The 18595-nt window shown below is 40.4% G+C and carries 13 protein-coding genes and 1 pseudogene; 3 read left to right on the top strand and 11 right to left on the bottom strand.

The annotated features are described in order from the left end of the window. The 4 genes from IM496_RS09530 to IM496_RS09515 all read right to left on the bottom strand — a co-directional run. Positions 1-2044, bottom strand: a 2044-nt coding sequence (locus IM496_RS09530) for a HEAT repeat domain-containing protein (RefSeq protein WP_287661812.1), incomplete at its 3' end; no start/stop codon positions are given. A gap of 157 nt (positions 2045-2201) precedes the next feature. Continuing rightward, entirely contained in the window at positions 2202-2546 is a 345-nt protein-coding gene (locus tag IM496_RS09525; protein ID WP_194015356.1) for a hypothetical protein, read from the bottom strand. 226 nt (positions 2547-2772) lie between these two features. Next, positions 2773-3507 carry a M15 family metallopeptidase gene (locus tag IM496_RS09520; RefSeq protein ID WP_287661811.1) on the bottom strand — a complete coding sequence of 245 codons (735 nt, stop codon included), beginning with the start codon at positions 3505-3507 and terminating at the stop codon, positions 2773-2775. Positions 3508-3538: 31 nt separating this feature from the next. After that, complete coding sequence (locus tag IM496_RS09515; protein ID WP_287661810.1) at positions 3539-4930, bottom strand: NAD-dependent malic enzyme; 1392 nt, start codon at positions 4928-4930, stop codon at positions 3539-3541. A 215-nt stretch (positions 4931-5145) separates the two neighbouring features. Here IM496_RS09515 and pip point away from each other — a divergent pair, with 215 nt between their 5' ends. Next, the gene (gene pip / locus IM496_RS09510; protein ID WP_002782674.1) at positions 5146-6096 is read left to right on the top strand and encodes a prolyl aminopeptidase; all 951 of its coding nucleotides are present in this window, start codon (positions 5146-5148) and stop codon (positions 6094-6096) included. A 5-nt stretch (positions 6097-6101) separates the two neighbouring features. Here the strand turns inward: pip and IM496_RS22375 are convergent. The 4 genes and pseudogenes from IM496_RS22375 to IM496_RS09485 all read right to left on the bottom strand — a co-directional run bounded on the left by IM496_RS22375 (position 6102) and on the right by IM496_RS09485 (position 13364). Continuing rightward, positions 6102-8267 (bottom strand): annotated as a pseudogene (locus tag IM496_RS22375) (O-linked N-acetylglucosamine transferase, SPINDLY family protein). A gap of 12 nt (positions 8268-8279) precedes the next feature. Beyond that, complete coding sequence (locus IM496_RS09495; protein ID WP_194015348.1) at positions 8280-10439, bottom strand: O-linked N-acetylglucosamine transferase, SPINDLY family protein; 2160 nt, start codon at positions 10437-10439, stop codon at positions 8280-8282. A 17-nt stretch (positions 10440-10456) separates the two neighbouring features. Continuing rightward, on the bottom strand, positions 10457-12601 hold the full coding sequence (locus IM496_RS09490; protein WP_287661807.1) for an O-linked N-acetylglucosamine transferase, SPINDLY family protein: 2145 nt from the start codon (positions 12599-12601) through the stop codon (positions 10457-10459). A 271-nt stretch (positions 12602-12872) separates the two neighbouring features. Beyond that, complete coding sequence (locus IM496_RS09485; RefSeq protein ID WP_104396860.1) at positions 12873-13364, bottom strand: c-type cytochrome; 492 nt, start codon at positions 13362-13364, stop codon at positions 12873-12875. 28 nt (positions 13365-13392) lie between these two features. Between IM496_RS09485 and IM496_RS09480 the strand changes: the two genes are divergently transcribed. After that, positions 13393-14454, top strand: a complete 1062-nt coding sequence (locus IM496_RS09480) for a mechanosensitive ion channel family protein (protein WP_002782514.1) — start codon at positions 13393-13395, stop codon at positions 14452-14454. Between the two features lie 44 nt (positions 14455-14498). Here IM496_RS09480 and IM496_RS09475 read toward each other — a convergent pair whose 3' ends face one another. The 3 genes from IM496_RS09475 to IM496_RS09465 form a co-directional block, all read right to left on the bottom strand. Next, positions 14499-15179, bottom strand: coding sequence for a GerMN domain-containing protein (locus IM496_RS09475; protein ID WP_104396859.1), 681 nt, complete (start codon positions 15177-15179; stop codon positions 14499-14501). Between the two features lie 243 nt (positions 15180-15422). Further along, positions 15423-16238, bottom strand: a complete 816-nt coding sequence (locus IM496_RS09470; RefSeq protein WP_194015290.1) for an LmeA family phospholipid-binding protein — start codon at positions 16236-16238, stop codon at positions 15423-15425. A 7-nt stretch (positions 16239-16245) separates the two neighbouring features. Then, complete coding sequence (locus IM496_RS09465) at positions 16246-16488, bottom strand: hypothetical protein (RefSeq protein ID WP_104396856.1); 243 nt, start codon at positions 16486-16488, stop codon at positions 16246-16248. Positions 16489-16609: 121 nt separating this feature from the next. Between IM496_RS09465 and IM496_RS09460 the strand changes: the two genes are divergently transcribed. Continuing rightward, positions 16610-18574, top strand: a complete 1965-nt coding sequence (locus tag IM496_RS09460; RefSeq protein WP_194015288.1) for an FAD-dependent monooxygenase family protein — start codon at positions 16610-16612, stop codon at positions 18572-18574. Positions 18575-18595 lie beyond the last annotated feature (21 nt).

Below are 18595 nucleotides of genomic sequence, written 5' to 3'. Positions count from 1 at the left end.
AGTCTTCTAAAGCCTTGAGTAATCCCGGAATGGCTGTTTCTGAGCCAATTTTACCTAAAGTCTCGGCTGCCTTCCTACGAACATCATCATCAGAGTCTTCTAAAGCCTTGAGTAACCCCGCAATGGCTGTTTCTGAGCGAATTTTACCCAAAGCCACGACTGCGTTGCTACGAACATCTTTATCAGAATCTTTTAAAGCCTTGAGTAACCCCGCAGTGGCTGTTTCTGAGCCAATTTTACCTAAAGTCTCGGCTGCCTTCCTACGAACATCATCATCAGAGTCTTCTAAAGCCTTGAGTAATCCCGGAATGGCTGTTTCTGAGCCAATTTCACCCAAAGCGAAGGCTGCGTTCTCACTAACAGACCAATTAGAGTGTTCTAAAGCCTTGAGTAATCCCGGAATGGCTGTTTCTGAGCCAATTTCACCCAAAGCGAAGGCTGCGTTCTCACGAACATCGCTATTAGAGTCTTCTAAAGCCTTGAGTAACCCCGGAATAGCTGTTTCTGAGCCAATCTCAGCCAAAGCCTCGGCTGCTCTCCTACGAACACCCCAATCAGAGTCTTTTAAAGCCTTAAGTAACTCATTAACAACTTGATTAGACTTTGTTAATCCCAATAACTCCACCTTAAACTGTTTCGGTACATCCAACCCAAGCACTAACCCCACTGTCTGCTTTTGAAACTTAAAGTTGACTTCTCCTGCGAACCTCGCTCCTAATTTTAAATCAATCTCTAAACCTAATTTAACCACCCGTTTTGCTTGGGTTTCATTATCCAATAACCCCAACAGCAACGCCATAGGTTCCGTCCATTTGAGATAATTTAAATAGTCCCACTTTAACTGCTCATCCCTGAGATGGGGTAACTTTTTCTTTAATTCCTCAGCCGTGTAATATTCTTGAATCAGTTGATGGCGAAAAGCAATTTTATCATTACCTTCTAGGTGAATTAGATGATATTTCAGTAAATCCTTTAACCACTGCTTACTGTAATATTCTGGGAATCCTTTATTTTTGATAAATTTGCTTAATTCTTCCTCTGCTTCTGTTCGGGAAATAGCCACCTGAATCTCGGTTTTTGACTCCCCTTGGGTCATTTTCCAAGCTAACACTTGCAGCAATTCTCGCCACCAATCGCGCGATTCTTGGTAAGTAGGAACATCTGCTTTTAATTTCTTGTCATAAATTCCTGTAAAAATCTGGAAAACTAAGCCTAAATTAGCAGGAATTTTGTTTTCATTATTATCAAAAACTGAACAAAGCATCCACAAAAGTAGGGGAGTTTCTCCCAATTCCTTGAGACGATTTCCCAACTGTTTAAGCATTTCTTCGCCTTTTTCAGGCAAATAGGTCTTGACAAAATACCGCATCTGTGGTTCAGTCAGGGGAAGCATTTCCAGCTTTTTTTCAATGTTTAAGTCGTCGCTGCCTAAATCCCTTGTGGTGAAAATCATCGAAATTTCTGCATACTGCTGGCGAAAGTTTTTTAAATTCTGTCGTGCAGTATCTGAGGGCAATTCATTGATACCATCAAATAATAATAATGGGCTAAAATTCTGATTTTCTAACAGCCAACTTTCTAGGGTATTACTATCAATAATTAATTTATGGCGTTTCAGGAATTGTAAAATTAAATCAAGAATTGAGGTTTCATACAAGCGTAATTCGATGAGAATGGGAATTTGAATGATTTTAGCTTGATTTTGTTGATTTAGGCGCAAGCTTTGCGCCCCTACGGATTCTTCTAATAATAATCTGGCTAAAGCGGTCGATTTTCCTGAACCGGGACGACCTTTTAAAAGAACGTGATTAGTCGCATATTCGCGTAAAAGTTTTAAAACTTTTTCGGGTTTTTCTGGTCTTTCTGCTCTTTCTTGTGGGTTTTGTGGTTCTTTTTCAATCGTCTGCACCTGCAAATCCATTAAAGGTGCAGTTTTCGACGGGCGTGTTTTTCCCTCTACGTCCGTGAGGGTGTAAAATGTCTCCCACTGGGCGTACTTTTCCGAGTCCGAGATTGATTTGAGATAGGGAGTCCAGTCAATCATTGATGCTGTCTGTTAGTTCGAGAAGAAACCCTGATTAACGCTTTTAATATTTTAATTGTAGGCTAAGAAGATTTGTTCATGACCTACAAGATAGAATCGGAGTTTCTGCATCCCTCTCTCCTGTCAGACCGGGAAAACCCCATCCGAATATAAACACTCACGCTGCCGTCGTACCTTGTTCCAAGCACTTTAGCGTATATCTGGCACGAGTTTTAAGAATTGTTAATTGATCTGTTTTTGCCAACAACTCATCTAACTCAGCTACTTCATCAGCGCAGAGTAAAGATTCTGCATTTCTCGTCACTAAATCATCTAAACGGGTTTGCTCTACGAGGAACAATTGACAACTTGCCAGCGCTTTTAATTCATCCACACTCAAACCAATCAAACAATCTTCATCGAGTCCTAATGAATTGGCAAATCGAGAATAGGTGTTCCAGTCTAATAAAACCCCAACTCGTTCCCCTTGCTCATTTGTTAAGTATTCTACTGGCTTGGACATATTAGAAACACTCACAATACAATATAATCCTATTTTAGTAATTAATTCCAGAAAATGCCATTGATCGCCGATAAGGTTATCCTATTTTTGTTTTCCTAATTGTTGGCTTTTCTAAAAAGTTGAAAAAGTAGGGGCGAAGCATTCGGATAGAAAATCTCTGGTTTCAGCGATAGGTTATTGTCCGAATGCTTCGCCCCTACAGGACGCAATTGCCGATAAGGTTATCTTATTTTTGTTTTCCTAATTGTTGGGCTTTATAAAAAGTTTCTAAACTGTGACTATCCCCGACAAAACGCCAGTGCCAGGGTTCATAATTAATACCCTGGGGATTATTTTCAGGGAAAGATAACTCGAAACTATACTGGGCAGCGTTATTTTGCAACCAACGAAAAGCGGCAGTATTAGCAAAACTGCTACTTAAATTCGTTGCGGGAGCGCGACCATCGCCAATATCGATCGCATAACCAGTATGATGTTCGCTGTAACCCGGAGGTGCGCTCACTTCTGCTCGTTTGCGGGTTTGCTGATTGCGTTGTTTTTTAACTTCAAAAAAGAGCTTTTCTTGGGTTGCTTTTGATCGAAATGCGGAAATCGGCATTAAAATCACCCCCGACCTTCTCGCGTCACTCTGCATCTGGATAAAAGCCTTGGCTGCCGGTTTCCTTAAACGCATAGCACCATCCCCAGTAATAGGGGCTAATTCCGTCTCCGGGGCCTCTTGATAGGGTAAATGACCTAGAATGTTCTCAATCGGGCTAGGAGTGGCTTTAATCAGGGGGGAGGGGTTAATAACCGGTTTTTTTACGGAAGCAGGGGGACGATTCAAGACTGCTATGGCAATTATGCCGGTTCCCACCAGAGCAAGTAAACCGCTTGCGATCGTTATGAGACCATTAGGATTAGTAGTTTTTCTGTACTGGCTGTCCCGCAAAGCTTCGGGAATATCATCGATCGGTTTCACGGTTTACTTGCCCTCCTGCACGATAATTACATTATTCCCCGGCCACTCCATCTTGACGAGCAGCCTGTTGAACGGCGGCGGCCACAGCCGTAACTACACGACCATCAAAAACCGAGGGAATAATATTCTCTCGATCAAGATTAGCAGGAGTGATCAAAGAAGCGATCGCTTTGGCCGCTTCCAGATACATATTATCGGTGATTGCCCTAGCGCGACAGTCCAGGGCCCCGCGAAATAATCCGGGGAAAGCGAGAACATTGTTAATCTGATTGGGATAATCGCTGCGTCCGGTAGCCACCACGGCCACCAAATCATTGATTAATTCCGGTTGAATTTCGGGAATCGGATTAGCCATGGCAAAGACGATCGCATTTTTAGCCATTCCCTTAACCATTTCGGGAGTCAATACCCCCGGTGCGCTCACCCCCAAGAAGACATCAGCACCTTTGAGAGCATCCCCTAGCTTACCACTGGCAGCCACGGCCCAAGCTTGTTTTTCTGGGGTTAAATCGTCCCGGTTTTGGGAGAGGATACCAAGGGAATCACAGAGGATTATATCTGTGGCTCCTGCGGTTTTAAAGAGAGTAGCGATGGCGATTCCCGCCGCACCTGCACCATTAATGACGATTTTGACTGTATCAAGCGATTTTTTGACAAATTTGAGGGCATTAATCAGGGCAGCCAGGGAAACGATCGCTGTACCGTGTTGATCATCGTGGAAAACGGGAATATTTAATTCCGCTCGCAGACGTTTCTCGATTTCAAAACAGCGGGGAGCGCCGATATCCTCTAGGTTAATACCCCCAAAAACCGGAGCGATTCTTTTGACGGTTGCGATGATTTCTTCGGGGTCCTGGGTGGCTAAACAGATGGGAAAAGCATCAATTCCGGCGAATTCCTTGAATAACATCGCTTTCCCTTCCATGACTGGCAAGGCAGCCTCTGGCCCGAGATTTCCTAATCCTAATACCGCGCTACCATCGGTCACTACAGCGACGGTGTTGCCCTTGATGGTCAATGAGTACACCAGTTCGGGTTGGTGAGCGATAGCGGTGCAGATGCGACCAACTCCGGGGGTGTAGGCCATGGCCAGGTCATCTTGGGAGGTGAGGGGAATACGACTCTCAATGGAGATTTTACCCCGACGATGGAGATCGAAGGTGCGATCGGAAACTTTCAGAAGTTTAACATCTGGTAGAGCTTTAACCGCAGCGATAATCTGTTCCGCTTGGTCGGTACTAGCGGCATCAACCATAATCTCGCGGGTGCTAATCTTTAAATTGCGTTCGATCAGAGAAATTTGCCCTAAATTCCCCCCCACATCGGCGATCGCATTGAGGACAGAAGCGAAGGTTCCCGCTTGATTGGGGATTTCTATCTTGAGACTTAGACTATAGCTAGGATTGGGCGTTAAATGAACCATGCTGAAGGCTTCCAATACTGATAAATATTGATTATCTTCTATCTGTGAGAGACTTTGGTATCTAATCGTGCAGTTTCTTTAGCTATTAGGGTCTCTCTGGGCCTAACACCAGTGGGACCAAGGGAGTCAAACTAGCTCTCCTGTTTAAAAAGTATAGGGGTGTGGGGAGATGGCAAATTAGGTTAGACTTCATCTTGATGAGAAAGGCTGTAAATATGACTAGAGAATTATATCCGGCGATCGATCCCTATTGTACTGGTTACTTAAAAGTATCGGCTCTCCACACAATTTATTATGAAGAAGTGGGCAATCCCCAGGGTAAACCGGTAGTATTTCTCCATGGCGGGCCCGGAGGTGGTATTGAAGGGATTTATCGTCAGTATTTCGATCCGCAGAAATGGAGAATTGTCCTTTTTGATCAACGGGGTTGCGGTAAAAGTACCCCTCACGCTGAGTTAAGAGAAAATAACACTTGGTTGTTAGTGGCAGATATCGAAAAACTACGAGAATTATTAAAAATTGATCGCTGGGTAGTTTTTGGCGGTAGTTGGGGAAGTACCCTATCTTTAGCCTACAGTCAAACCCATCCCGAACGCTGTTTAGGCTTAATTTTGCGCGGGATTTTTCTACTGCGAGAAAAAGAATTAAAATGGTTTTATCAAGAGGGAACCAGTTATATTTTTCCCGATATTTGGCAGAATTATTTAGCACCTATTCCCCCAGAAGAAAGGGGTGATTTGCTGGCCGCTTATTATCGGCGCCTGACTAGCGATAACCCCCAAATCCGTCTAGAAGCTGCCAAAGCTTGGTCAATTTGGGAGGGAAGTACCAGCAAATTAATTCCCGCAGACAATTTAATCGAGAGATTCGGTCAGGATAATTTTGCCGAAGCTTTTGCACGCATTGAATGCCATTATTTTGTCAATAAGGGTTTTTTAGAGACGGATAACCAACTGATCGAAAATGTTGATAAAATCCGCCATATTCCCGCGGTTATCGTGCAAGGACGTTATGATATTGTTTGTCCGATGATTTCTGCTTGGGAATTACATCAAGCTTGGCCGGAAGCGGAATTTATCATTGTTCCCGATGCGGGACATTCGATGACAGAAGTGGGAATTCGTAGTGCTTTAATTGAGGCTACCGATAAATTTGTTAACTTATAAATCACCTAATCATCGTGATGATTTTGCCAAATTTGTTCGTAGGCTTTTTCCATATCTATGGTAAATTTTTTGGCATTCCAGAGGGTAGATATATGACGAGATTGACGTAATTGATAACGGATTTCTTCCCTTAAATTTTGATCTAATCCTAACTTAATTCCCCACTGCACATATTCCTCATCATTCCAAGCTATACCCTGACTAATGCCAGCATTTTTCATAAAAGTATAGCTATTACGGGCTGCAAATTGTTCACCAACCCTAGTGACTAAAGGAATCCCCATCCAGAGGGTTTCTAGGGTTGTGGTAGCACCACTATAGGGATAGGTATCGAGAACTATATCAGCAATTCCTAGATTAGCGCGATGGGTTTCCTCATTGAAATCATTGGGCAAAAATCTTAATCTATCTTGACTAATTCCCAATTCGTCGACACTTTTGAGAAATAATTCTCGAATGGTTTCTTTGTCGGCAAAACCTTTGATTAAAAGATAGCTATTAGGAACCTGTTGAAGAATCTGCAATTGCAGACAAATCATGTTTAAGGTGCGTTTTAATCCCGATTGCACGGTCAGATAAATAATAGCATCATCGGGAATATTTAAATCAGTTCTTCTCCTAGTGGGAACACCCACTTCAAAACCATCCACGGATAAATAAGAGTTAGGAAGTCGGATAATTTTTTCTGAATAAATTTCTTCAGCATTTTTGGGTAAAACGTAGTTATCGGCAATAAAATAATCAATAGCAGGGATTCCAGCGGCATCTAATCCTAACCAAGTTACTTGTATCGGTGCGGGTTTTAAGGCCATTACTAGATAAGTTGTATTATTGGTTAAGCTATCAAGATCCACTAAAATATCTAATTTGTCTTGACGAATTTGGACAGTTATTTGTTAAATTTTTGCTGGCAAGTTATAGCTATAATCTGAGTTATTTTTAAACCATTTTTGAGTAATTTCCTCTGCTGCTTGGTTGACAAAATAGGTGTAAATTTCAAATTTATCTCGATTATGATAGTGAAATAACCAGCGACTTAACCAACCCACAGAATGACGACGGAGAGTATGGGCAATATAACCAATTTTTATTTTTCTTGCTGGAGATTTTGGAGAAGAAACAGGAGCAATATATTTATAGCGGGTTCTTACATCTGCTTGAAAAATTTCCGCTGGGTTACTTTGTAAATAGCGATTAATTTTGGGATTATCTTGATAGTAGGGAAGACAGCTAGTAACTCCCAAAATAGAGTCGATAATAAAGGGAAGTGCATTAAATTGTTTAGCATTAATTTGTCCCTCGATTAATTGTATTAATTCATCGATAAATTTAGGTAAATTTCCCCAGTCTCCCTTAGCTTGTAAAATACCAATCACTAGAGAAATTCCCAAGAGCTTTTCAGTAGTTGTCTGGCAACTTTTATAAAAATTATCGGCAATTTCTAGAGATTTTTTATAGTCAACAGTGGTGGTTTTATAAAGATTAAACAAACTATTTTGTAGGTATAAATCCTCTGGTAGAAAGCGCAAACAAAGTTCTACTAAATTAATGGCAAATACACTTTGCTTTTGTTGATAAGCATAATTGACAATTGCTGAGATAACTTTGTCCGCAATTATTTCTGGATTATTGATATGTAAGGCTGCTAATTCTAAAAAGTGGATGGTATCAGTACAGGGGTAGATTAAAACCTTTTCCGTCACTCGCAGCAGTAAATCAAGATTAATTGCTGCTGTAGCTGTATTTTCTAACAGTTCAAATACACACCAATCATTGAACTTTTCCATCGCAAAAATTTGGAATTGTATTTCTAATTCCATCAGATGCAGGAGATTATTTAAAAAACTAGGATTAAGATTTTGTAGCTGCAATCGAATTAGATAACTTGTCTCTAATCTTTGGGAATTTTCTTGTCTGGTTGCCTCTGCATCTAAGATTTGAGTTAAAGTTTCTATCCACCCCGATAATTCTGATTCGGCTGCTTGACTCAACACCAGTAACCAAGTAGCTTGTGCGTCTTCTTCTCTATCTTGTAAAAGATAGGCTAATCCTAGATAAAAATAATCCTCAATCACCAGAGAATTGGTTTCAATTAATTGTTCATAAAACTGCACTACTCTTTGATAATTGTTGTCATTTAAATGGGTTTGTATGTCTTGATGCCATTGCATAGTTTTTATCCGCTAAGATTGACAATAAATATTCCACATTTGCCGATAAGCATTTTCTAAATCTCTGGTAAATTGTTTGGCATTCCAGAGGGGAGATGTATGACGAGACTTTCGGAGTTTCCAACGGACTTCTTCTCTTAAATGTTTATCCAATCCTAACTTAATTCCCCACTGCACATATTCTTCATCACTCCAAGCTATACCCTCAGTTATTCCCGCATTCATCATTAAAGTATAACCGTTACGGGATGACCATTGTTGCCCCACTTTAACCACGAGAGGAATTCCCATCCAGAGGGTTTCTAAGGTGGTTGTACCACCATTAAAGGGATAGGTGTCCAAAACCACATCAGCGATGGCTAAATTTGCCCTGTAGGTTTCCGTCTGATAGAGAGGAAGCATCTTAATTCGATTAGTTTCTACCCCAACTTCTGCGGCAATTTGACAGAATAAATCCCAGAGGGAATTATCATCAGCAACTCCTTGAATCAGGAAATAACTATTAGGTACAGATTTAATGATTTGCATTTGTAAGCGAATCATCGCAGGATTACGCTTAATTGCAGTTTGAGAACTTAGGTAAATAACCGCATCGTTATTAATACCTAAATCTTCTCTTCGCAGGGTAGGAACGGCTATTTCAAAACCATCCACAGCGACAAAAGCATGAGGTAAACACCAGATTTTTTCTTGATAATATTCTTGGGCATTTTCTGGCAATACATAAGGATCCGCTAAAAGATAATCTACTGCGGGTAAACCAGAACCATCAAAACCTAACCAGTTAACTTGAATAGGAGCAGGTTTTAAGGCAATAACTTGGACAACCATTGGTCCAGTACCACTATCTAAGTCCACAAGAATATCGATGTTATCTTCTTTAATTTTGCGGTAGGTTGCTAGGGAATCAGCAGTAGCATGATAGATTTTATCTGCGGGATTAGAAAACCATTGTTTCGTTATTTCATCCACAGGTTGATTCACCATATAAAGGTGAATATCAAACTGTTCACGATTGTGATAATTAATAGTCCAACGACTCAATAAACCCACGGGATGACGTTTTAAGGTTTGGGCAATGTAACCAATTTTAAGTTTTTTATCAGGATTATATTCTCTAGGTTTTTCAAAACTTTCCTCCTGAAAACCCAGCATTTCTTTGTAGGTTTCTTGAAAAAAACTACCAATCTGACTTAAAAGCGGTCGATTCTCTTTCGGGTTATCTTCATAGTAAGAAATCGGGTTCATGACTGTTAGTAAAGCTCCCCGAACTAAGGGATGTATATCTTTAGTCTTTTCTTTTAGAAATTCTTGAATTAAGTGTTTATAATCTTGACAAATACTAGGAATATCATTCCATTTTGAGGCTCGTAAAGAACCGCTAAAGAGGAGCGATTGACTAAACATTTTTAAATCAATTGTTTGACTTTTTTCTTTCAACTTATTGACTAAACTTATTGCTTTTTCATAGTCAGGTACAGCAACATAAAACCAAAATAAATTAACTGCTAAGTACCAATTTTCTGCATAAAGGGGAAGAAAAGCTTCCGCTAAGTCAACGGAATAAGTAGGTTGATATTTCTCAAAAGCAAAGTGTCGGGTGACAGTGATGACGTGATTAAGTAATTCTGGAGAATTGCCAAGATAGGGTAAACTTAACCGAACTAATTCTATGGTATATTCATGAGCGTAAGGTATAACGGCAATTACTACCCGTTCCAATAATTGAGAGTTAACTAAACCCTGGGTAATTAATTCTAGTATTTGCCATTCTTGCAGTTGTTGAGGATCAAATCTATTTAATTTAATTTCAACGAGGGTTAAATGCAGTAAATTATCGAGATAACTAGGATTAATTTCCTGTAGATGTTTACGAATTAACCAACTGATTTCTAGATTTTCTAACTCTAATTGTCGGTTAGCTTCGGTAGTTAAAATATTGCTTAATTCTAGCATCCATGAATCAGTTTCCTGTTCATCTCCTTGAGTGAAGACAAATAACCAAGTAGCTTGTGCTTGTTCTTCTTTTGCCTGCAAAAGATAGGATAATCCTAAATACCAATAATAACTAATTTCTGTGGTTTCTCTTTCTATCAGTTCTTCGTAAAACTGACTAACAATATCGTATTGATTGTTTTCTAAAGCGGTTTTAACTTCATTTTGCCAAGACATGATTTAATTCTCCTTAATTAACTTTCACAATAGATTTGCCACATTTGACGATAGGCATTTTCCACATTTTTAGTAAACTGACGTGCATTCCAAATCGGTGAATTTTTTCTAGATTCATCTAATTTAGCGATAACTTTGCGTCTCAACTGTTCATCCTTACCTAACTTAATTCCCCAATCGATATACTCCTCATCACTCCAAGCAATACCCTCACTAATTCCCGCATTAACCATTAAAGTATAACTATTTCTCGATGACCATTGTTGACCAACTTTTGTAACTAAAGGAATCCCCATCCACAGCACATCTAAAGTTGTCATTCCTCCCGTAAAAGGATAGGTATCTAAAACCACATCAGCTATCCTTAAATTTGCTCGATAAATTCCTGTGGGATAGAGGAGGGGTAAGATTTTTAATCTCTCATAATTAATTCCTTCTTCCTCGGCAACTTTGAAAAATAATTTTTCCACTGATTTAGCATCACTTAACCCTTGAATACTCAAATAACTATTAGGAACTGCCTTTAAAACTTGTAGCTGAAGTCGAATAGTTTCAGGGTTACGTTTAATCCCCGTTTGTACGGTTAAGTAATTAATTGCATCCTCTGGAATCCCTAAATCATCTCTTCGGAGAGAGGGGTAAGCAACCTCGACACCATCCACACAAATATAGGAATTAGGTAAGCGCCAAATTTTTTCTCGGTAATATTCCTGTGCATCTGCTGGTAAAACGTAATTATCAGCGAGATAGTAATCAATTGCGGGGATTCCTGACGCATCAAAACCTAACCAAGTCACTTGTATTGGTGCGGGTTTTAGTGCCATGACTTGGCAAGTTGCGTTATTAGTGATGCTGTCTAAATCTACCAAAACATCAATATTATCTTGACTAATTTTTTCAGCAATTATTTGAGGAGCAATCTGTAAATTATAGCAAGCATTTACCTGATTTTTAAAACAATTTTCAGTGATGAAATCTTCTTTTTGAGATACTAGGTATAACGAGACGTGAAACTCATTATAGTCATGATACTTCATTAACCATCTAGAGATTAATCCAATAGAATGATTATATAAAGTATGGGCAATATAGCCAATTTTCAGAACTTTATTGGTATCCTTAATAGTCGATTTTTGCTGATAATTACAGTTAGAATTATTGCGAACATATTCCTGAAAAAGTTGACCTACACAATTACTAATATAACGGTTTTTTCTTGGGTTATCTTCTAGGTAAACTAGAGGGGATAAAATTGTTAGGTATGGTTTATCCAATAATCTTGGACATTCTCGGTTAGCGATACTTTTTTGCAAAGATTCTGCATATTCTTCAATATCTGCCTTAATATCGACCCAATTACCACTAAATAATTTGACATAAAGAGCAATAAAATCAGCGACAGCTTGAGAAGGCAACCCTTGACAACTTGTTTTTAATTGACTAGCTACTTGGATAGCAGCGGGAAAATCTCGATTATCAAAATAACATTGATAAAGTTCAGCTAACAGATAAATTTGCTCTGGTTCTACTGCTAAACAAGTATTAATAATATCAATAGCCAATGGTATGGCTAGAGAAGGTAATTTAGTTTCTACTACTTTGATGAAAGTTTGTCGCTGACAGTTAGATTGAAATATTGCCTCTAAGTAGGGGACGGTTTCTGGTATCTGAGAATCGAGAAATTTTTCTAAAACTTCTGCTAATAAACTTAACTCTAGACTCTGGAAATCATTGATTTTTAACACATCGACAAATAACCAAGCTTTTAACTGCTCTTTCTCGAAATAATTCAAATTAATTGCCAATAAAATAAACCGCAGTAAATTATCAATATTATCGGGACTAATCTCGCGAATATGTCCTCGAATTAACCAACTGGTTTCTAAATTGCCTAACTCTAACTGTCTTCGCGCTTCCCCATCCAAAATATTGACTAAATCTGCTGTCCACAGCATCACCTCCTGTTCATCCCCTTGACTGAGGACGAATAACCATGTGGTTTGTGCTTCTTCTTCCCTAGCTTCTAAAAGATAGGCTAATCCTAAATACCAATAATGACTAATTTCTAGGGGTTCTCTTTCTATCAGTTCTTCGTAAAACTGGCTAACTTGCCAGAAATCCCCTTGGATAATTGCTGGTTCAACTTGGGAATGCCAAGACATAAGTATTTATCGTTAAGTGTCTCTACTAGCGTACCCAAATAGAAGCAAAATTTTTCTATATAAGTAAAATTTATCAATCGGTAAGGGGTTGGGTTTTGGGGTGGTCACTGCGTGCGCTTTGCGGGGGGTTTTAGGGTGTTAGGGTTTTGGGGTGTTAGGGTTTTAGTTGAAATTCCCCATTCCCCCATTCCCCCATTCCCCCACTTCCCCCACTTCCCACTCTCTACCCAGTTTCAAAGCATCCTAGCTTACCATCAACGTCAGCCAAGAGTCATTTTTTTGAAAGATTTTCTAAATAAACCAATAAATCGGCCATAGCTTGAGGATCGGGCTGAAATTTGGGCATTGGCGGAGTTTTACCACTAATTACCTGTTCAATCAGACTAATTCTCGATTTGCGATGGGAAACCTCCTCTAAACTTGGTCCGACGATGCCATCAGCAAACTGACCGTGACAAGCAGCACAGTTAATTTGAAAGATTTCGTAACCGCGACTGACATTACCTTGTCGGGATAACACCTCCTTAATGTAGGGATCCGACATCTTAGCCAGATGAAAAGCGATTAAAAAGGTGCTAATCAGCAACAAAACCACGATTATAACCATTAAGAATCGATAAAGCCCGAATTTTGGTTTGACTAACTGACTATTCACGAAGGCCGCCGAAGGAAAGGTGAGTTTCTCTTTACATTTTGCAACTTTTTGCCCCAAAATTCCACCGCCGCTGCTAGAGATAGGCAAATGGAGAATAATATAAGACAAAAGTGCATCTTTTTCTAACCCTCTAGCAATGAACCTATTAACCAGACTGGAAGATTGGCCCTATATTATCCTACCTATCACCATCGTCCTCAGTTTCCTGCTGTTGGGATGGCTCGTAGAAAAGCGCGTTGTCAGTCAACTTTTATCGATTGCCAGAGAAAAAAACCTGCGTTTCTCGGAAGGGGTTTTACGTTCCCTTCGTGGATTAAGCATACTTTGGTTCGGACTTTTGGGTTTAAATATTGCCCTCTCCCTTCCCAATCTTCCCCTCTTTCCTTACCTGATTCTCCTGAGCAAAAAATTGCTGCTAGTGGCTTTTTTAGCTTCAGCTACTTGGGTTATTGCCCAATTATCCGTGGAAATATTACGATTTTATACCACGGGAGATGATGGCATTTCTTCCCTAACTTCCCTATTTGAATTTCTCGCCAAAGTTCTGATTTTTAGCTGCGGTTTTTTGCTGATTTTAAGCTCGATTGGCATTTCGATAACTCCGATGCTTACTGCCTTTGGTATTGGGGGTGTTTCCCTCGGTTTAGCTCTCCAAAATACCCTAGCTAATTTAATGTCAGGTATTAATATTATCACTTCTAAAAAAGTTAGACCGGGAGATTATATTGAACTGAGAACGGGAGAAGCTGGTTATGTGCGAGATGTGGATTTAAGATGCACAGTAGTCGAAGAAATTACCAATAATCTTTTGGTTATTCCCAATGCTCAGATCATTTCTTCTAGTTTCCGTAACTATAGTTTACCAGATCACTCCCTACTGGTTCCCGTGGAAGTGGGCATTAGTTACGATAGTGACTTAGAAAAAGTCGAAAAAGTTACCCTAGAAGTTATACAAGAAATCACCCAGTTATTGCAACCTCACCTCGGTAACTATAAACCCTTGATCCTTTACCGCAAATTCGATTACTATAGCATTGTGCTAACAGTTTATCTCAAGGTGGTAGAAGAAGAGTTTTTTCAACATCTCACCATTAAACACGAATTTATTAAACTCCTACACCGACGCTATCAGCAAGAAGGAATTAAAATTCCCTATCCAATTCTTTTTCCCTATCCCCCCAGTAATCCCCCTAGTTAACCTCAATTCGCTATCGCAACAAACAATTTAAATGCGCGGACAACTTACAATTGATAATTCTCCTCAAAAAACTTACGAGTCATCGGTTGGGCAACTTCAATACCGTGGCCTTCTCCTAATAATTCTAGGGGTTTTCCTTCCACTTGAATCCAGACTTTGGCATTGGGATCCTCGGTAGTAGTAGTATAGATGATTTGTGCCAAACGACCGATTAACATATCAGGGCCATCATCATTACCAAACTCGCGCGAGAGATTAACCTTAATTCCCGTTTTATCTACTTTTAAATCCAGTAATTTAGTCCCGGAAGGAATAGTAGTCATATCCTGAGGATTACTTGGACCGGCTAATAGAATCTTCAATACTGCTGTTAACTCTTCCTCGCGGCTATCAGCTTTTTGAACGGTAATTTCTTTGCTGACTAATTGATTACCCGTATCGGTCACTTTTAACCAATAAACCTGTCGAGTTTCCCTAATAGGAATAGCTGCAGGAGTTGCTGTCGGACTTGTCTTCACCGGATTCGGAGAAACCGGTTCAACAATTGGTGATTGACTTATCGGCGCCGGAGTAGGAGATTCAATCGGGTTTTCGCTAGTTTTCTGGGAGGAAGATAGGTGATGGACGGCAAACCAAGCAGTGGACCCACCAGCAGTAAATAAAGCGAGGCCAATACCAATCATCCAAGGTAAAGAGATTTTATCACTAGAGCGAGAACTAGGCATAATTCAGTTATCAGTTATCAGTTATCAGTTATCAGTTATCAGTTATCAGTTATCAGTTATCAGTTATCAGTTATCAGTTATCAGTTATCAGTTATCAGTTATCAGTTATCAGTCGAACGCTTTTATTCTCCCCCCGCAACGCGCACGAAGTGGTCTCCCTACTTCCCCACCACCCCACTTCATAATTCATAATTCATAATTCATAATTCCCACTTCCGATCTCCTGTTTTCTGACCGTTAAATTTAATTGGGGTTCCCCGATCGAGGTTCAATTCTGCCAAAGGCGGCTATACTCAGCTTATCATCGTCGATCTGCAATTGGAGAAGGCGGGCGATAATTCCTTGTTTCTCGAAGTTTTTTAAATCTAACTGGGTGGATATACCCTCGGCAAACCCCTTGAGAAGGCGCGAGGAGATGCGACGACCATTAAGAGTGGCTGTGGGGTCAATAAGCTCGATTTTTCGCCCCTGCACTAGCTTAAATCCCACTTCTAAGCTAATATCAAGGCTGGCTGCCGGTTCGTCCGGTCTTTGGGTCTCCAGCTGCAGTCTGAGAGCAACTCGATTATTATTAAGAAAATTAAAATTTGCTTGACTAAGTTGATATTTTGTGCCACCAAATTCGTCCCTAGAGGGAATCAGATTATTAATCAGGGTCTGAATTTGTTCTTTGACCGCTGGCGATTGTAAAGCTTGATTAACATTAGTTTCCGTGAGGACAAGATGCAATGCCCCCGCAGCTGGTCGGCGCAAGGCGGCGGCTAAACTGCTGTTTTTTTGCTGTAATTGCCGCAAATCGAGGCTAATTGGCTCAGTTTCTAGCTCGATCTTCTCAATGCGAACACCAGCAAGGGGATAAATTCCCCGTGCAGAAATGCGAACTCGATCGATTTTGCCTTGCAGAGCCTGATAATTGGGAGTATTATCGACCCTCACGGCTAATTGTTCCACTTTTTGGACTTGGGAGCGAAGGGTATGAGCTAAAACCGTATCAATAATTGCCCCTGCGGGAGTTAACAGGGTCAAAACACTAGCGAGAGTGATTGTTAGCCATTCCATCGCCCAATTACACCCATTCAGCTAAATTTTGCCAAGCATTAGTCAAAAGCTGACTTAACCAACGTCGTTGCACTTGATCTAAAACCTGGTCTTCTGCGAGAATTTCTTCAGTCAGATCATCGAGAGATTGACCCTGAGCGCGGGCCATTCTAATAATTCCCGCAATCACGGCAGCGATCATCTCCTCATCGACGGGACGCTGTCGGAGGGCGGCAATTTCTTCGGGGGTAGTCGGGATGGGATAATTCATAATCAGATGGGGTAGGCTGTGTATTAATCTGGGTATGTAAAGTTTTTTAAACTTTTTTCAGAAAACTTTTTGTGTAGTCTAGCGTAATCAGACGATTTTTGGGTTTAACAGCTAAATCAAGATGAAAGAAATACTTTACAGAGAAATTCCGACTCCTGACTCGATCGCCGTTTGTCAGTGGTTACAATCCGATTGGCAACCCGCAAATGGTGTTAAGACAAATACACCTAACGGGGTGAGATTGCGCTTATCGGAGGCGATCGAATTATCGATTTTTGTCTGGACGCTGCAACGGACTACTTATTTAAAAGTTTTCCGCTGGGGTGAGCGATCGCATAATCAAGAAACATCCCTAACTCGGCAGATCGATCGAGCTTTACAAAAGCGTTTCCCGCCGCAGTATAACACGATACCAAATATCGATCAAAAAAATCACTCAATTTTTACAGATTTAGAAGCGGACTATCCCCTAACGGTTCACTACTTCCGCAAAATGCCCCAAGGGGAGGCAGATTTAGAACGTTTGTACTGGTGGGAAAAACGTTGGCGCGACAGTGCCAAAAATCCCCAACAACCGCAGCCAGTAATTTTCTCTAGCAGTGAGGAAAATGATCATCCCATCACCTACGACTTAATTTATATTGGTGGTGCCTTGGGGGCAATTCATGCGGCACAGATGGCCAAATTAGGTTATCGAGTCCTCTTAGTAGAAAGACTACCTTTCGGACGGATGAATCGGGAATGGAATATCTCTCGATCGGAGTTTCAAAGTTTAATTAATTTAGGTCTATTTACGGACGAAGAATTCGAGGAATTAATCTTCCAAGAATACATCGATGGCTTTAATAAGTTTTTTGATGGCAATAATCCCCCCCATCTGAAAGCCAAAATTCTCCATACTCCCACGGTTTTAAATATCGCCATTAATTCTGATAAATTGCTGCAATCCTGCGCTAAAAAAATACAGGATCATGGCGGTAAAATTCTCGATCAAACGGAATTTATCAAGGCTGATATTACCGCCAATAGTGTTACTGTCAACCTTAATCATGGTGGAGAAATTCAACAAATAAAAGGCCGTTTATTGATTGATGCCATGGGTTCTGCCTCCCCCATTGCTTGGCAATTAAACGGAGTGCGTGCCTTTGATAGTGTCTGTCCGACAGTGGGGGCAGTAGTAGAAGGATTCGATCCGGTGGTGTGGGATTCTCACTATGGCGATGTCTTAAATTCCCATGGCGATATTTCTAAAGGCAGACAACTAATTTGGGAATTATTTCCGGGGGAAGGAAAAGAATTAACTTTCTATCTATTTCACTATCATCAAGTCCATCCCGATAACCCCGGTTCTCTGTTGGAAATGTACGAAGATTTCTTTACTATTCTGCCCGAATATCGACAGTGTGATCCAGAAAAATTAACTTGGAAAAAACCCACCTTTGGTTATATACCGGGGCATTTTAGCACAGGAAAAAAAGATCGAATTGTCTCCTTTAATCGCATTTTAGCCATCGGTGATGCCGCCTCCCTGCAATCACCCTTAATTTTTACTGGTTTCGGTTCTTTGGTGCGTAATTTAGAGCGCTTAACCCATCTTTTGGATACGGCATTAAAACACGATTTACTAACAGCTAAAGACCTAGAAAATGTGCGGGCTTATCAAAGTAATGTGGCAGTAACTTGGTTATTTTCTAAAGGAATGATGGTTCCCACGGGAAAAACTTTACCACCCCAAAGAATTAACGCCATGTTAAACACATTTTTCGGTTTATTGGCCGACGAACCGCCGGAGGTTTCTGAAACCTTTATTAAGGATAAAACCGATTGGTTGACCTTTAGCCGTTTAGCAATTAAAGCGGCCAGAAAAAACCCCACTTTACTGTTATGGATAGCAGAAATGGCCGGCAGTAAGGATTTAATACGTTGGTTGGGTTCCTATCTCGATTTTAGCCTTGATGGAGTCAAAAATCTGCTTTTTGGTTCCTGGTTTCCTCAATGGTTAAAAAACTCCCAAAGCTGGCTAGAAAAAGACAATCCCCGCCTCTGGTTAAAGTTATTGAGTTTTAATTATGGCTTAAGAAATTAGAGAATATTTATCAATTGACGC

Origin of the sequence: Microcystis sp. M049S2 (genome assembly GCF_020245625.1) — a bacterium.
GTDB classification, from domain to species: Bacteria; Cyanobacteriota; Cyanobacteriia; order Cyanobacteriales; family Microcystaceae; genus Microcystis; species Microcystis ichthyoblabe_A.
Note: the sequence above shows the minus strand (reverse complement) of the source record. Positions and strands in the feature narration are given on the sequence as shown.

Coding starts and splice junctions, on each gene's coding strand:
- IM496_RS09525 (WP_194015356.1), bottom strand. CDS start 2,546: ATGTCCAAGCCAGTAGAATACTTAACAAATGAGCAAGGGGAACGAGTT.
- IM496_RS09515 (WP_287661810.1), bottom strand. CDS start 4,930: ATGGTTCATTTAACGCCCAATCCTAGCTATAGTCTAAGTCTCAAGATA.
- pip (WP_002782674.1), top strand. CDS start 5,146: ATGACTAGAGAATTATATCCGGCGATCGATCCCTATTGTACTGGTTAC.
- IM496_RS09495 (WP_194015348.1), bottom strand. CDS start 10,439: ATGTCTTGGCAAAATGAAGTTAAAACCGCTTTAGAAAACAATCAATAC.
- IM496_RS09490 (WP_287661807.1), bottom strand. CDS start 12,601: ATGTCTTGGCATTCCCAAGTTGAACCAGCAATTATCCAAGGGGATTTC.
- IM496_RS09480 (WP_002782514.1), top strand. CDS start 13,393: ATGAACCTATTAACCAGACTGGAAGATTGGCCCTATATTATCCTACCT.
- IM496_RS09475 (WP_104396859.1), bottom strand. CDS start 15,179: ATGCCTAGTTCTCGCTCTAGTGATAAAATCTCTTTACCTTGGATGATT.
- IM496_RS09470 (WP_194015290.1), bottom strand. CDS start 16,238: ATGGAATGGCTAACAATCACTCTCGCTAGTGTTTTGACCCTGTTAACT.
- IM496_RS09465 (WP_104396856.1), bottom strand. CDS start 16,488: ATGAATTATCCCATCCCGACTACCCCCGAAGAAATTGCCGCCCTCCGA.
- IM496_RS09460 (WP_194015288.1), top strand. CDS start 16,610: ATGAAAGAAATACTTTACAGAGAAATTCCGACTCCTGACTCGATCGCC.